Source organism: Pseudomonas sp. LBUM1647, assembly GCF_059716175.1.
On the sequence record NZ_CP166809.1, the window covers coordinates 5,094,627 to 5,108,974 of the forward strand.

20 protein-coding genes are annotated in these 14,348 nt (G+C 59.8%); 6 read left to right on the forward strand and 14 right to left on the reverse strand.

Annotated elements, in window-relative coordinates:
* Positions 1 to 37 precede the first annotated feature (37 nt).
* Both ACA059_RS23350 and ACA059_RS23355 read right to left on the reverse strand, forming a co-directional pair.
* A complete protein-coding gene (locus ACA059_RS23350; protein WP_497631158.1) occupies positions 38 to 442 on the reverse strand; it encodes a type II toxin-antitoxin system HicB family antitoxin in 405 nt (134 codons plus the stop codon).
* Positions 442 to 654 (reverse strand): type II toxin-antitoxin system HicA family toxin, encoded by a 213-nt coding sequence (locus tag ACA059_RS23355; RefSeq protein ID WP_497631159.1) that lies wholly within the window; start codon positions 652 to 654, stop codon positions 442 to 444. The genes ACA059_RS23350 and ACA059_RS23355 overlap by 1 nt, the downstream gene beginning before the upstream one ends.
* Before the next feature lie 280 nt (positions 655 to 934).
* Between ACA059_RS23355 and ACA059_RS23360 the strand changes: the two genes are divergently transcribed.
* The 4 genes from ACA059_RS23360 (at position 935) to ACA059_RS23375 (ending at position 3,812) form a co-directional block, all read left to right on the forward strand.
* Entirely contained in the window at positions 935 to 1,654 is a 720-nt protein-coding gene (locus ACA059_RS23360; RefSeq protein ID WP_046054308.1) for an SDR family oxidoreductase, read from the forward strand.
* A gap of 146 nt (positions 1,655 to 1,800) precedes the next feature.
* On the forward strand, positions 1,801 to 2,688 hold the full coding sequence (locus ACA059_RS23365) for a LysR family transcriptional regulator (RefSeq protein ID WP_497631160.1): 888 nt from the start codon (positions 1,801 to 1,803) through the stop codon (positions 2,686 to 2,688).
* A gap of 84 nt (positions 2,689 to 2,772) precedes the next feature.
* Positions 2,773 to 3,240: a helix-turn-helix domain-containing protein gene (locus ACA059_RS23370; protein ID WP_223431585.1), complete on the forward strand. Its 468-nt coding sequence runs from the start codon at positions 2,773 to 2,775 to the stop codon at positions 3,238 to 3,240.
* A complete protein-coding gene (locus tag ACA059_RS23375; RefSeq protein WP_497631161.1) occupies positions 3,237 to 3,812 on the forward strand; it encodes a VapC50 family PIN domain-containing toxin in 576 nt (191 codons plus the stop codon). The genes ACA059_RS23370 and ACA059_RS23375 overlap by 4 nt, the downstream gene beginning before the upstream one ends.
* Positions 3,813 to 3,868: 56 nt before the next feature.
* On the opposite strand, the gene ACA059_RS23380 is transcribed toward ACA059_RS23375, so the two are convergent.
* From ACA059_RS23380 to ccmA, 10 genes are all read right to left on the reverse strand, one after another.
* Positions 3,869 to 4,273 (reverse strand): hypothetical protein, encoded by a 405-nt coding sequence (locus tag ACA059_RS23380; protein WP_497631162.1) that lies wholly within the window; start codon positions 4,271 to 4,273, stop codon positions 3,869 to 3,871.
* Between the two features lie 14 nt (positions 4,274 to 4,287).
* On the reverse strand, positions 4,288 to 5,490 hold the full coding sequence (ccmI, locus tag ACA059_RS23385) for a c-type cytochrome biogenesis protein CcmI (RefSeq protein ID WP_497631163.1): 1,203 nt from the start codon (positions 5,488 to 5,490) through the stop codon (positions 4,288 to 4,290).
* Positions 5,483 to 5,956 carry a cytochrome c-type biogenesis protein gene (locus ACA059_RS23390; RefSeq protein WP_008145552.1) on the reverse strand — a complete coding sequence of 158 codons (474 nt, stop codon included), beginning with the start codon at positions 5,954 to 5,956 and terminating at the stop codon, positions 5,483 to 5,485. Before ACA059_RS23390 ends, ccmI begins: the two co-directional genes overlap by 8 nt.
* A complete protein-coding gene (locus ACA059_RS23395) occupies positions 5,953 to 6,489 on the reverse strand; it encodes a DsbE family thiol:disulfide interchange protein (protein ID WP_497631164.1) in 537 nt (178 codons plus the stop codon). Before ACA059_RS23395 ends, ACA059_RS23390 begins: the two co-directional genes overlap by 4 nt.
* Complete coding sequence (locus tag ACA059_RS23400; RefSeq protein WP_497631165.1) at positions 6,486 to 8,474, reverse strand: heme lyase CcmF/NrfE family subunit; 1,989 nt, start codon at positions 8,472 to 8,474, stop codon at positions 6,486 to 6,488. Before ACA059_RS23400 ends, ACA059_RS23395 begins: the two co-directional genes overlap by 4 nt.
* A 3-nt stretch (positions 8,475 to 8,477) precedes the next feature.
* The gene (ccmE, locus tag ACA059_RS23405) at positions 8,478 to 8,933 is read right to left on the reverse strand and encodes a cytochrome c maturation protein CcmE (RefSeq protein ID WP_497631166.1); all 456 of its coding nucleotides are present in this window, start codon (positions 8,931 to 8,933) and stop codon (positions 8,478 to 8,480) included.
* Positions 8,930 to 9,106: a heme exporter protein CcmD gene (gene ccmD / locus ACA059_RS23410; RefSeq protein WP_008145547.1), complete on the reverse strand. Its 177-nt coding sequence runs from the start codon at positions 9,104 to 9,106 to the stop codon at positions 8,930 to 8,932. The genes ccmE and ccmD overlap by 4 nt, the downstream gene beginning before the upstream one ends.
* Complete coding sequence (locus ACA059_RS23415; protein WP_046054301.1) at positions 9,103 to 9,858, reverse strand: heme ABC transporter permease; 756 nt, start codon at positions 9,856 to 9,858, stop codon at positions 9,103 to 9,105. Before ACA059_RS23415 ends, ccmD begins: the two co-directional genes overlap by 4 nt.
* Before the next feature lie 79 nt (positions 9,859 to 9,937).
* A complete protein-coding gene (gene ccmB, locus ACA059_RS23420; protein WP_008155797.1) occupies positions 9,938 to 10,606 on the reverse strand; it encodes a heme exporter protein CcmB in 669 nt (222 codons plus the stop codon).
* Positions 10,603 to 11,238 carry a cytochrome c biogenesis heme-transporting ATPase CcmA gene (gene ccmA / locus ACA059_RS23425; protein WP_007894233.1) on the reverse strand — a complete coding sequence of 212 codons (636 nt, stop codon included), beginning with the start codon at positions 11,236 to 11,238 and terminating at the stop codon, positions 10,603 to 10,605. Before ccmA ends, ccmB begins: the two co-directional genes overlap by 4 nt.
* 197 nt (positions 11,239 to 11,435) lie before the next feature.
* Here ccmA and fliK point away from each other — a divergent pair, with 197 nt between their 5' ends.
* Both fliK and ACA059_RS23435 read left to right on the forward strand, forming a co-directional pair.
* On the forward strand, positions 11,436 to 13,010 hold the full coding sequence (gene fliK / locus ACA059_RS23430; RefSeq protein WP_497631167.1) for a flagellar hook-length control protein FliK: 1,575 nt from the start codon (positions 11,436 to 11,438) through the stop codon (positions 13,008 to 13,010).
* Positions 13,007 to 13,336, forward strand: a complete 330-nt coding sequence (locus ACA059_RS23435; RefSeq protein WP_140681951.1) for an EscU/YscU/HrcU family type III secretion system export apparatus switch protein — start codon at positions 13,007 to 13,009, stop codon at positions 13,334 to 13,336. Before fliK ends, ACA059_RS23435 begins: the two co-directional genes overlap by 4 nt.
* A 112-nt stretch (positions 13,337 to 13,448) precedes the next feature.
* Here the strand turns inward: ACA059_RS23435 and ACA059_RS23440 are convergent, their stop codons facing one another.
* Together ACA059_RS23440 and ACA059_RS23445 are read right to left on the reverse strand one after the other, a co-directional pair.
* Positions 13,449 to 13,841 (reverse strand): DUF2802 domain-containing protein, encoded by a 393-nt coding sequence (locus tag ACA059_RS23440; protein WP_095127759.1) that lies wholly within the window; start codon positions 13,839 to 13,841, stop codon positions 13,449 to 13,451.
* Positions 13,842 to 14,327, reverse strand: a complete 486-nt coding sequence (locus ACA059_RS23445) for a chemotaxis protein CheW (protein WP_010456928.1) — start codon at positions 14,325 to 14,327, stop codon at positions 13,842 to 13,844.
* Positions 14,328 to 14,348 lie beyond the last annotated feature (21 nt).

Genomic DNA, 14,348 nt, shown 5'->3' on the forward strand with positions numbered 1-14,348 from the left:
GGGTAAGCGCCCGCGAAGGCGATGGTCTCGATTTCACTCAGTGCCGAACCAACTTCTCCATCGCCGCATCCGCCAGAAAGGAAGAGCGGCTTTTGACATTGTGCTCACGCACATAACGATCGATACGCTGGATCACGTAGCCGGGCAGCGTCACGTTGACCTTCTCGGTTTTGCCCATGTACGGCGCGATGTCCAGCTCCAGCATTCCCCAGCCCATGTCGGCAAAGTCCGGATTCCCACGATGGGCAGCAGCAGATGTAGGCATGGGAATTGATTCCCCGTCAGCCGCAATCTCCTGAAGCATGATGTGGGCAATCTCGACCGCTGCGTTATAGGCATCTTCAAACGTATCCCCGGCCGTTATGGCGCCTGGAATATCGGGGATCTGAATACCGATGGCGGTGTTCTCGTCGCCCCACTCGATACAGATTGGATATTGCATTATGGATCTCCTGCGTAACTGGCTCCCGGGCAATACAGCCCGGCTCGCCTCCTGATGCTTTTGACCGTCCCGATCGGTAAATCCTTTTTCGGATGAGGGACGGGTACCGTGTACGGGTTGTATCGGTGTTTGAAGATGTGATGGCTGCCGGTAATCCGATCCAGTATCCATCCGGCGTCCTCCAATTCCTTGATCAATAGCCTGCTCTGCACCAATAGCCTCCTTGCTCAGGCTCAAACAAAAGTAACCCTAGAGTTATCTTTACTCAAGCACAAAAATCCGGAACGCGACGCTCGGTTGTTTTACAGAGTGTGATTGCGGGCTGCGGCATTCTTCCCAAGAATGAATACTTTCGCTCAGCCTGATCCGTTACGCCGAGGCCAACCCGGATTACACTCAGCGTCCTGAGCCTGACGCGATGCTGGATGCGATTCGCGGCTGAACCGATCAAATGCCGCCTGACACGCGGCATGTTCTTTCAAGGAGTGTGCAATGACCCGACGTACCTTTCTCATCACCGGCGCCAGCAAAGGCATCGGCCGCGCGGTAGCGGAGCATCTGGACCGCGCGGGTCATCGGGTGGTCGGAATCGCCCGATCGCCCGACCTGAGCTTTCCCGGCATCCTGTTTCCGCTGGATCTGAGCGACAGGGCACTGACTCAGGAAGTGCTGGCGGATCTGGCCAGGACTTATGAGTTCGACGGGCTGGTGAACAACGTCGGTCTGGTGCGCCCGCAGGTGCTGGGGGAAATCGACCTCGACACGTTCGACGACGTGATGCGCGTCAACCTGCATTCGGCGTTGCAAGCCACTCAGGCACTGCTGCCGAACATGCGCGCCAAGGCCTGGGGTCGGGTGGTGAACATTTCCAGCCTGACCGTGCTGGGTATCACGCAGCGCACTGCATATGCGGCGGCCAAAGCAGCGTTGATCAGCTTCACTCGATCCTGGGCGCTGGAACTGGCGCAAACCGGCGTGACGGTAAACGCCGTGGCCCCGGGCCCGACCGAAACCGAACTGTTTCGCGCCAACAATCCGCCGGGCAGTGAAGGTGAAGCGCGGTATCTGGCCGGCGTTCCGATGGGGCGGTTGGGGCAGCCGCAGGAGATCGCGGCGGCGATTGCGTTTTTGTTGTCCGAGCAGAGCGGGTTTATCACCGGGCAAACCTTGTTTGTCGACGGCGGCTCTTCAATCGGCAAAGCCGCGTTCTGACTCACGACACAAATCCCTGTGGGAGCGAGCTTGCTCGCGATGACTGACTGTCAGCCACATCAATGTTGGATGTGCCTCCGTCATCGCGAGCAAGCTCGCTCCCACAGGGGTCTCGACAGTATTCAGAATCGCAAAAAGGACTGTAGATGGACCGCCTCGCCGCAATGGAAACCTTCGTCTACGTGGTAGAAACCGGTTCCTTTTCCGCCGCTGCCCGGCGCTTGAATATCGGCCAGCCCGCCGTCTCGAAAGCCATCGCGCATTTGGAGGCGCGTCTCGCGGTCAGGCTGCTGTTGCGCTCGACCCGAGGCCTGACGCCGACCGAGGCGGGCCTGGCCTTTTTCGAACGGTCCAAGCGTGCCATCGAAGAAGCGGACGAGGCTGACAATGCCGCTCGCGGTGCCGCCAGCGGCCTTACCGGTAACCTGCGCATCTGCGCCGCCGTGACCTTCGGCCGACTGCACATCGTTCCGCACCTGGGGCCATTTCTCGATCAGAACCCGGGCCTGAACATCGATTTGATGCTGGACGATCGCAACGTCAATCTGGTGGAAGAAGGCGTCGACATCGCCCTGCGCATGGGCGCCTTGAGCGACTCCGGCCTCACCGCCCGCAAGATCGCCGAGTGTCGGCGCATGGTGTTGGGCACGCCCGCCTATTTTGAAAAACATGGCGACCCCACCTGCCCTGCCGATCTGAGTAAACACCAAGCAGTCGTCTACACCTTGGGCGGTGGTGCCAATTTGCAGTTCCGCAACGGGACAGATGATCAGTCAGTCATCATCAGCGGACGAATCCGCGTCAACGCCGCCGAAGGTCTGCGTGCAGCCGTACTCGCCCATCAAGGGCTGACCATGGCATCCGAATGGATGTTTGCGCCGGAACTGGCCAACGGCGCGGTCAGGGAAGTGATGAAGGATTGGACGTTGCCGAATCAGGACCTTTGGGCGGTGTTTCCCACAGGCAGAATGGCCAGTGCGAAGGCCCGGGCGTTTGTGGAGTATGTGCAGGGGTTGTTGGCGAAAGAGACCTGACGTTTCGATTATTTCGTTTATTGCGATTTTCGATTAATTCGAATAGCCTGCCAACTTCGATTATTCAGAATATTGGAAACCGCCATGTCGCCTGTCATCCACCCGCCGATTACCTTGCCTATGGAGCGCGAAGTACAAGCTGCCATCGAGGGGCAGCGCGCCTTGGCGGCCTATCTTGCGACTCAATTCGAAACTCAGCACATCCAGATTTTCGACGAGCAGAATGAAGCTCACACTGTCGAATTGCCCACCTCAGCCCTCAGGTTGCTGGTCGACATTCTGGCTGAGCTAGCCGCGGGCAACGCCGTCAAAGTGGTCCCGGTTCACGCCGAATTGACCACCCAGGAAGCCGCCGACCTGCTTAACGTCTCACGCCCGCACCTGATCAAACTGCTGGAATCCGGCGAGTTGTCCTACCACAAAACCGGCAAGCACCGACGTGTGCGCTTTGCCGATTTGATGGACTATAAAAACCGGCGCGACACTGCCAGCGAGCAAGCAATGACGCTTCTCGCCGAGCAGGCACAAGCGTTAAGGACAGGATACGAGTGAGGCAATCCTCTTTTACCGCTGTATATGACGCATGTGTTCTATACCCCGCGCCCCTGAGAGATTTTCTGATGTGGCTCGCGCTTTCCGGACGTTTCAGAGCGAAATGGTCCTTGGAGATACACAACGAATGGAAACGAAATCTGCTGAAAAACCGCCCGGATCTAACCGCCGAGCAACTGGATCACACGTCCGAGCTGATGGATCAGGCCTTACCCGACGCTTGTGTCACAGGATACGAAGTCCTGATCGAAGGGCTGACGCTGCCAGATATCGATGATCGACATGTGCTGGCAGCCGCCATTCGCTGCAACGCCAGCGTCATCGTCACGTTCAATCAGAAAGACTTCCCCGGTGAAGCATTGGGCCCTTTCGGTATCGAAGCTCAGCATCCTGACGAGTTCGTCGACAACCTCTTCAACCTCGACCCGGCGGCAGTGGTCGCGGCGGCGCAACGCCAACGCAAGCAACTGAAAAAGCCACCGATGAATGTCAGCAGCTATCTTGATCTTCTATTGCGCCAAGGCATGGTTCAGTCGAGCAAGGCATTGAGCGAATACCGCGCCATTCTCTAAACGACTTTCTCAGACTCTAAAAAGCAAAACGGCGATCCAAGGATCGCCGTTTCTGTTTACTGCCCGAATTGTCGTCCCAACCCGCCCGGCACGCCATGGATGTCTGTCTCCTCCCAAGGCCCGTTCGGGCTGATCGACCGGCTCCAGCCGTTGTTCCAGCGATAGTAGGTGCGCTGGCGGTAGAAGGTGTTGGTCTGATCATCGAGTACGTACACGCCGAGCTTGGCGTCCCAATGGCTGTTGCCACCCGGCGGCGGCGCGAAGCTGGCGGAGGTGCGTGGCAGCGGTTTGGCGGGCTTGGCCGGAATGCTCGGCTTGCCCGGTGTTGGTGTCGGGGACGGCGTCGGACGCGGCTGCGACGGCGGGATCGGTGGCAGCCGTTCAGGCTGCTGCGGTTGGACCACACAAGCGCTTAACCCCAAAACCATACTGAGCAGGGTGATACGAGCGATGGCGGTCATAGTGGCGTTTCCTGTCATTTGTCCGGGCTGTCGATGGTCAGTGTTTGCTGCGTCGTGGTGCTGCTGGCCAGAGGCTGGCTGCGACCGATCCATTCGCCGGCAGTTGGTTGGCCGGCGCGGGAGATGCGCGCAACCAGTTGGACTTCAGGGAAGTTCGACAGTTTCAACTGCGGCATCATTGCATCGGCGTCGCCCAGCTCAACGGTCGCCGGCAAGTCGGCCACGGTCAGGCGCTTGGCGGCCAATGGCGCAGGAGGCCCTGCGGTGGCGCGGGCGAAGATGAATACGCTGTCGCCCGGCTGGACCTTGGCTTTCAGCTCTGGTGCCAGATCCACTCGCACCTTGAGCAGTGCCGCCACCTTGGCGGCAGGCGCCTTGGCCACCTTGCCGCCGCTGGCTTCGAGTTTCTCGGTGGCCCGAGTGATGCCGCCTTGCAGCGCGGCGCGGGAACTGTCCTCCGGTGGCAGTTGCACCAGCAGGCGATTCCAGTAGTCGATGGCGTCCTGATAACGCTGGCTTTCAAAGGCAGCAATACCGAGCAAGCCAAGGCTGGTGACTTCTTTCGGATCGGCTTTGAGGGCTTCGTCGGTCAGGGCCTGAACCTTGTCCGACCACTTCTTGCCGTCGGCGAAGTACTGAGCCTGCGCCCATTGACCCAACAGCTCCGGCTGACGACCGGCCAGGTTCACCGTGCGTTCGAAGATCTTCGCCGCATCGCCTGGGCGATCCTGAGCCATGTAGGTGCGACCGAGGAAATACAGGCCTTCAGCCGAATCCGGCTGAGCCGCGACCGCACGCTCCAGGCGACGGGTCATCTCTTCCATCGACTGCGGCGCCTGGGAGAATTCGCGGGTCAGTTCGACCTTGTCGCTGGCGCCGAAATGCAAGTACAGGCCAAGACCCAGCACCGGCACCAGAATCGCCGCCAGCAAGGGCCACGGTTTGCCCAGGCGGGACACGCGTGGCGCCTCGACGCCTTCAGTGTCGGCGAGCAATTCACGGGCGGCTTCGGCGCGACCGGTGTCCATTTGCGCGACGTCCAGAACGCCCTCTTCCTGCTGAGTCTGCAGCTCAGCGACGCGCTCCTGATACAGCGCGACGTTCAGGGCCGTACGATCCTCTTCAAGCTGGGCGCGACGACCACGCAGAACGGGGATCAGCAGAAAACTCAGGGCAACCAGAAGTAGCAGACCTGCAGCGAGCCAGAAATCAATCATTCTTGGTTTTATCCAACAGGTGGTCGAGGCGCTCACGCTCCTCGGCAGAGAGCTCATCCTTGGTGTCAGCGCGTTGCACGCGACGACGGCGGACGATCACGGCGATGATCACAAAACCACCCAGCAGCAGGCCGGCAGGACCGAACCAGAGCACAGCAGTCTTGGCGTTCAGAGCGGGTTTGTAGCGGACGAAATCACCGTAGCGGTCGACCATGAAGTCGATGATCTGCTGGTTGTCCTTGCCCTCGCCGAGCATGCGAAAAATCTCTTTGCGCAGGTCAGCGGCGATCGGTGCGTTGGAATCGGCAATGTCCTGATTCTGACACTTGGGGCAACGCAGCTCTTTGGTCAGCTCGCGAAAACGCTCGCGGTCACCTTCTTTGGCGAACTCGTAGGTGTCGATGGCCGCGTGCGCCACGCCGGCCATGCTCAAACCCAATACCGCGGCGGCTATCCAGCGCTTCATGGCTTGGCCTCATCAACCAGCGCCTGATACTTGGCCGCCAGTTTTTCGCGCCAGACCTGTTCGTCGATCACGCCAACGAACTTGTCGCGGATGATGCCCTTGGCGTCGATGAAGAAGGTTTCCGGAGCGCCGTACACACCCAGGTTCAAACCCAAAGTGCCTTCATCGTCACGGATGTCCAGCTGGTACGGATTGTGGAATTCCGCCAGCCACTTCAAGGCGTCAGCGTTGACGTCCTTGTAGTTGATGCCGTAGATCACCACGCCCTTCTCGGCCAGTTTATTCAGCACCGGGTGCTCGACCCGGCAAGAAATGCACCAGGTGCCCCAGACGTTGACCAGCGCTGGTTTACCCAGAATGTCCGCCCTGGTCAGGGTCTTGTCGCCCTGCACGGCCGGCAGGGAAAACTCCGGGAACGGCTTGTTGATCATCGCCGAGGGCAACTCGGCCGGGTTCAGGAACAGACCGCGATAAAGGAAAACAGCCACCACCAGAAAAATCACCAAGGGCAACAGCATCAACCAACGTCTCATGCCGTGGCTCCCGTCATGCCCAGTGCTTCACGCACACGGCTATTCACCTTGACCCGGTAACGGCGATCGAATGCCGCCAGCAACCCGCCCAAACCGGTGAGCAGACCACCGAACCAGATCCAGCGCACGAACGGTTTGACATGGACGCGAACGGCCCAGGCGCCATCGCCCAACGGTTCGCCGAGTGCGACGTAGAGGTCGCGGGTGAAACCAGCGTCGATCCCGGCTTCGGTCATTACCGAATTCTGCACGGTGTAGAGGCGTTTTTCCGGGTGCAGCACGCTGACTTCCTTGCCATTGCGGATCACCCGAACGGTGCCCTTGTCGGAGGTGAAGTTCGGGCCTTCGAAGTGCTTGGCGCCTTCGAACACGAACTGGTAACCGCCCAGGTCCATGGACTCGCCCGGCGCCAGACGCAGGTCGCGCTCGGCACTGTTCTGGCTCGACAGCACGACGCCGAGGGCACACACGGCGATGCCGAGGTGCGCGACCTGCATGCCCCAATAACTGCGGGTCAGGGTCGGCAGGCCTTTGATCAGGCCTTTGTGGCGAGTCTTGTCGAAGATGTCACGCACACCGGCCAGCAATACCCAGGCCGCGAGCATGAACGTCGCAATCACTGCCCAATTGAAATCGCCATAAGCGACACCGGCTACCACGGCCAGCGCGGCGCTGCCGAGCAACACCGGGGTCAGCATGCTCAACAGCCATTTGACTGGCGTGTCTTTCCAGCGCACCAACATGCCCACCGCCATCACCATCATCAGCAAGGCCATCAACGGAATGAACAGTGCGTTGAAGTACGGCGGGCCGACCGACAGCTTGGCGCCGGTCATCGCATCGAGGATCAGCGGATATAACGTGCCGAGCAGAATCATCGACGCCGCCACCACCAGCACCAGGTTGTTACCCAGCAGCAGGGTTTCCCGGGACCAGAGGTTGAAGCCCACGTGGCTCTTCACCACGGGAGCGCGCAGGGCGAACAACGTCAGCGAACCACCGACTACAAACAGCAGGAAGATCAGGATGAACACGCCGCGCTCAGGGTCGGACGCAAAGGCGTGAACCGAGGTCAGCACGCCGGAACGCACCAGGAAAGTTCCCAGCAAGCTCAACGAGAAGGCAGCGATGGCCAGCAACACGGTCCAGCTCTTGAACACGCCACGTTTTTCCGTGACCGCCAACGAGTGAATCAGCGCCGTACCCACCAGCCAAGGCATGAAGGACGCGTTTTCCACCGGGTCCCAGAACCACCAGCCGCCCCAGCCGAGTTCGTAGTACGCCCACCACGAACCGAGGGTGATACCGATACCGAGGAAGGCCCAGGCGACGATGGTCCACGGACGGGACCAGCGCGCCCACGCCGCATCAAGACGACCACCCAGCAGTGCAGCGATGGCGAAAGCGAACGCCACGGAGAAACCGACATAGCCCATGTACAGCATCGGCGGATGAACGATCAGGCCGATGTCTTGCAGCAGTGGGTTAAGGTCACGACCGTCCGCAGGAATTTGCGGCAGGATCCGGGCGAATGGGTTAGACGTGAGGATCAAGAACAGCAGAAAACCCGTGCTGATCATGCCCATCACCGCCAGCACGCGAGCCAGCATCACTTGCGGCAACTGCCGGGAGAACACCGACACCGCGAAGGTCCAGCCGCCGAGAATCAACGCCCACAGCAGCAACGAACCTTCGTGCGCGCCCCATACGGCGCTGAACTTGTAGTACCACGGCAAGGCGCTGTTGGAGTTACTGGCGACGTAGGCGACGGAGAAATCGTCGGCCATGAAGGCGTAAGTCAGGCAACCGAAGGAGAACAGCAGAAACGCGAACTGCCCCCAGGCAGCCGGCTGAGCGAGGCTCATCCACAAGCGATCACCGCGCCAGGCACCGAACAACGGCACCACGGCCTGAACCAGCGCGAAACACAGCGCCAGAATCATGGCCAGGTGGCCGAGTTCAGGAATATAGAGTCCAGACGTCATCGATCAACCCTCCTTCGCGGGCGTTGGAGCAAATTGACCACTGTCTTTCAAAGCCTTGGTCACTTCCGGCGGCATGTACTTTTCATCGTGCTTGGCCAGCACTTCGTCGGCCACCACCACGCCGTCGGCGTTGAGCTTGCCCAGGGCAACGATGCCCTGCCCTTCGCGGAACAGGTCCGGAAGGATGCCGCGGTAGCTGATGGTCACGGATTTACTGAAGTCGGTGACGATGAATTTCACGTCCAACGAATCGCCGGAACGTTGCAGCGAACCTTTCTCGACCATGCCGCCAGCGCGGATGCGCGTGTCTTGCGGGGCTTCGCCGTTGGCGATCTGGGTCGGGGTGTAAAACAGATTGATGTTCTGCTGCAGGGCGCTCAGGGCCAGGCCGACAGCAGCGCCGACACCGACCAGGATCGCGAGAATGATGATAAGACGCTTTTTGCGCAGCGGATTCACTTGCCGTTCTCCCGGCGCAGACGACGCGCCTCTTGTTGCAGATACCGCTTGCGGGCCAGGATCGGCGCCGCCACGTTGAGGGCCAGCACCGCCAGGCAGATGCCATAGGCTGACCAGACATACAGCGCATGATGGCCCATGGCGAGGAAGTCGCCGAATGAAGCAAAACTCATCGAGCGGCCTCCAGACTGTTCTGCACTTCGGCCTTGACCCAACTGGCGCGGGCTTCGCGCTTGAGCACTTCAAGGCGCATGCGCAGCAGCAACACCGCGCCGAAGAAACAGTAGAAACCCAGCACCGTCAGCAGCAGTGGCAGCCACATCTCGGCCGGCATCGCCGGTTTTTCGGTAAGGGTGAACGTCGCGCCCTGGTGCAGGGTGTTCCACCACTCCACCGAGTATTTGATGATCGGGATGTTGATCACGCCGACAATCGCCAATACCGCGCAGGCCTTGGCGGCACTGTCACGATTGCTGATCGCATTGCCCAGCGCAATAAGACCGAAGTACAGAAACAGCAGGATAAGCATGGACGTAAGTCGTGCATCCCAGACCCACCACGAACCCCAGGTCGGTTTGCCCCAGATCGCGCCGGTGACCAGCGCCACGGCGGTCATCCAGGCGCCGATGGGCGCGGCGCATTGCAGGGCGACGTCGGCCAGCTTCATCTTCCACACCAGCCCGACGATGCCACAGATCGCCAGCATCACGTAGATGGACTGGGCCAACATGGCGGCCGGAACGTGGATATAAATGATGCGAAAGCTGTTGCCTTGCTGGTAGTCCGGCGGCGCGAAAGCCAAGCCCCAGACCACGCCAACGCTGATCAGCAGCAACGCCGCGACACTCAGCCACGGCAGCAGTTTGCCGCTGATGCCGTAAAACCATTTGGGAGAGCCGAGCTTATGAAACCAGGTCCAGTTCATTACTGTTTCCATCACGGTTGCTGCTCGTCATCACGAGTCAGCCAAGGGTCTTTACTGGTCAAAAAATAACCAGACCTCATTATTCGCCGACGCTGATCTTCAGGCCAGCGGCTATTGCAAAAGGTGTCAGGGTTATCGCCAGGGCGGTCAGGCTACCAAGCCACAAGAGATAACCGGTCGCCGGCATGCCCTGCAATGCCGCCTGCAAGGCGCCACTGCCGAGAATCAACACCGGGATGTACAACGGCAGAATCAGCAGCGCCAGCAACAGGCCGCCGCGCTTCAATCCCACCGTCAGGGCTGCGCCCACCGCACCGAGCAGGCTCAGCACCGGTGTACCCAGCAACAAAGAAAGCAGCAACACCGGCAGACAGGCGGTTGGCAAACCGAGCATCAATGCCAGTAATGGAGCGAGCAAAACCAGTGCCAGGCCAGAGAAGGACCAGTGTGCCAGTACCTTGGCCAAAACCAGAAGAGGCAGGGGGTGCGACGAAAGGACCCACTGTTCGAGCGATCCGTCTTCGAAATCACTGCGGAAAAGCCCGTCCAGCGAGAGCAAGACCGATAAAAGGGCCGCTACCCAGACCAGTCCCGGAGACAAGGTTTGCAACAATTGAGACTCGGGTCCAACCGCCAACGGGAACAGGGAAACGACGATCGCGAAGAATACGAGCGGATTGGCCAACTCCGCCGGACGGCGGAACAACAATCGGGCTTCACGGGCGACCAACAGGCCGAAAACACTCATACGGCCCAGTTCCCCAGATCAATGTCGCGATAGCCGGCCGGCATCCGGGTCAGCGTGTGGTGAGTGGTCAAGACCACCATGCCGCCACGCTCACAGTGTGCGGCCAGGTGTTCTTCGAGTTGCGCCACGCCTTGTTTGTCGAGCGCGGTGAATGGCTCATCGAGGATCCACAGCGGCGGGCTTTCCAGGTACAACCGCGCCAACGCAACCCGGCGTTGCTGCCCGGCAGACAGCGTGTGACAGGGAACATCCTCGAAACCGCGCAGTCCGACGGCCGTCAGCGCTTGCCAGATCGCTTCATGGGAGGCCGGTTGATGCAAGGCGCACAGCCAGCTCAGGTTCTCTTCCGGCGTCAGCAGATCCTTGATCCCGGCGGCATGGCCGATCCACAGCAGGTTGCGCGCCAGCTCAAAGCGTTGCTCGTTCAATGGCTGGCCGTTGAGCAGCACCTGACCGGCAGTCGGCTGCATCAGACCGCAAAGCAGACGTAAAAGGCTGGTCTTGCCACTGCCGTTGGGGCCGCTGATTTGCAACATTTCGCCACTGGCCAGTCTCAATTCGAGATTTTCGAAGAGCAGCCGAAGGTCTCGCTCACAGGCGAGGGCAACGGTTTGCAGGACAGGACTGGTCAAGAGATCACGGGCCTTTTGGGTTCAAGTCGGCAGTGGAGCGGCCGTTAAAGATATGCAGGATAAATGCATTGGCGGCCCGTTCTAAGGAGCTGGATCAAGTATTTGAAATGTTTTCAGCGCCCCGGATACAACGGGGCCGCATTATACATGCCATGCCCTACTCTAAAGAGGGCAATTTCCTCAGGTTGTGACCGCGTATGACAGGCGAAATGAACATTCTTCCGCTACCGCAAACCACGCCCGCGACTTCGCGACCGCTGGTGGTGAGTGGCGACCTGCTGAAGTTACTGACGCCGATGGAGGGCCTGATCACTGCCGGTCAGACCGCCAAGGCCGAAGTGCTGTCGCTCAAGCAGGCGGATCAAACCTTTCAACTGTTGCTCAAGGTCACCCTCGACAGCGGCCGTCAGACCACGGTCCAGGCCACCAGCAGCCAACCGCTGCCTCAGGGCACCAGCTTGGCGATCACCCAGCCGTCAGCGGGTAATCTGGCCGTCACCGTACAGCAGGCCATCGCCTCCAGCGTCGCCACTCTCACTCGTATCGACACGGCGCAACTGCCCGTCGGCACCCTGCTGCAAGGCAAAGTACTGACCTCCCAGGTGTTGCCGCAGGTGTCGGGCCAGCCGACGGTGTTTCGCTCGATGGTGAGCTTGCTCAACACCGCGTTGAGCGGCAGCACCCTGAGCATCGACAGCCCGACGCCGCTGCGCATCGGCACTTTGCTGAGCGCGCTGGTGCAGGACACCCAGACATTGAAGTTCGTGCCATTGAGCAGCCGCCAGGAGCAATTGGCCGTGACCCAACAACTGGTCAGTCAACAGAGCCGCCAGGGTTCGTTGGATGGTCTGCTCAAGCTCCTGCAAAACCTGCCGTCCTCGAATCAGACGTCCAGTGATCTGCGTGCCGCCGTCGACAAGTTGCTCGCCGGCCTGCCCGATGTTCAACAACTCAGCACGCCAAAGGGGCTGGCCCAGGCACTGGCCAATAGCGGGCTGTTCCTTGAAGCCAAACTGCTCAGCGGTCAGAACCCGACACTGGCTCCGGACATGAAAGGCGATCTGCTCAAGCTGATCGCACAACTGACGCCAAGCCTGCCGGCCAACACCAATCTCAACGCGATCATTGCCGCCAACACACTGGCCCAGGCCATGCCGAACTTCGTACGCAGCGCCCTCGGCATGCTCGGTCAAGTCAGCGCCAAACCGCAGCCAACCCGCTTCCCGCTTCCCGAGCGCCTGCTCCAAAGCATGGACGGTGAAGGCGATCTCGAGCACCTGCTGCGTTTGGCAGCAGCGGCTGTTTCACGCCTGCAAAGCCATCAACTGTCGAGCCTGGAGCAGACCGGCGTCACTGACGACGGACGGTTGATGAGCACCTGGCAACTGGAAATCCCGATGCGCAATCTGCAGGACATCGTGCCGTTGCAGGTCAAGTTTCAGCGCGAAGATGCGCCCGAGAAAGAACAGCAAAATGAACGCCGCGACGAGCGCGAACCCAAACAACAACTGTGGCGAGTGGACCTGGCCTTCGACATGGAGCCTTTAGGCCCATTGCAGATTCAGGCACAACTGATCAAAGGCAGCCTGTCCAGCCAGCTGTGGGCCGAACGCCCGTACACCGCCAGCCTGATCGAAAGTCATCTGGCCGAACTGCGCCAGCGTCTGCTGGCGTCCGGCCTGAATGTCGGCGATCTCGATTGCCACCTCGGCACACCGCCACAAGGCCCTCAAACCCGTCTCGAACAACGCTGGGTCGACGAAACCGCATGAAAAACCCCAACACCCCGCGCCAGGCCATCGCCCTCAAGTACGACGGCAGCCACGCCCCTACCCTCACGGCCAAAGGTGACGAAGCACTGGCCGAAGCCATTCTGAAGATTGCCCGCGAATGCGAAGTGCCGATCTACGAGAACCCCGAGCTGGTGAAGCTGCTGGCGCGGATGGAATTGGGGGAGAGTATTCCGGAGGAGTTGTATCGCACGATTGCCGAGATTATTGCGTTTGCGTGGAATTTGAAGGGGAAGTTTCCGCAGGGGCAAGATCCGGATGCGCCGATGGTAGAGAAGGACGTTACCGAGCGCGGGGATGATTATTGATGTGTGTTGAATGCAAAAGATCGCAGCCTCGTTGCACTCAACAGCTCCTACAGGGTGTACGCCATCCCATGTAGGAGCTGTCGAGTGCAACGAGGCTGCGATCTTTTGATCTTCAGTTCTTGTGCAGTTTGCTCATCAACTCCGCCTCAGCCTGGGTCAAGCCGCAGGACTGAGTCAGTTCATCGACGCTCGCTCCCATACCGACCAGTTTTGCCGCCTGGGCAAACGACAGGCTCGACGGATCGCGCTGTTCCAACTGAGCCAGTTTGTCCGGCAACGGGCCAACGACTGCGCGCAGTTCGTGCAGGTCTTCACCCATGCGCACGTTGCCGTTCTGGTAGTCGTCGACGCGCTTGCCCAGGTCCTTGATGCGCTGATCGCGCAGCGCATCGCCCTGGGCCTGTTGCGCGGCGATCAGTCGTTGGCCTCGTATGTACGCCAGAAACATCGCCAGCGTGCCTGCCCAAAAGAGGAACAGGACAATGACCGCTACCTCAAGAATCAATCAGATGTTCTCCAGATCCGACCATTCTTCTTCGCTCATCATCTTGTCCAGCTCGACCAGGATCAGCAGTTCGTTGTTCTTGTTGCACACGCCTTGAATGAACTTGGCGGATTCTTCGTTACCGACGTTCGGCGCGGTCTCGATTTCCGACTGACGCAGATAAACCACTTCGGCGACGCTGTCGACCATGATCCCGACCACTTGCTTGTCGGCTTCAATGATGACGATACGGGTGTTGTCGCTGATCTCGGCATTCATCAGGCCGAAGCGCTGACGGGTGTCGATCACGGTGACCACGTTACCGCGCAGGTTGATGATGCCCAGCACGTAGCTCGGGGCACCCGGGACCGGGGCGATCTCGGTGTAACGCAGGACTTCCTGAACGCGCATCACGTTGATGCCGTAGGTTTCATTGTCCAGTTTGAAGGTTACCCATTGCAGGATCGGATCTTCAGAACCTTTTGCATTCGTCGCTTGACTACTCATACCCTGACCCCTCGAAAAACC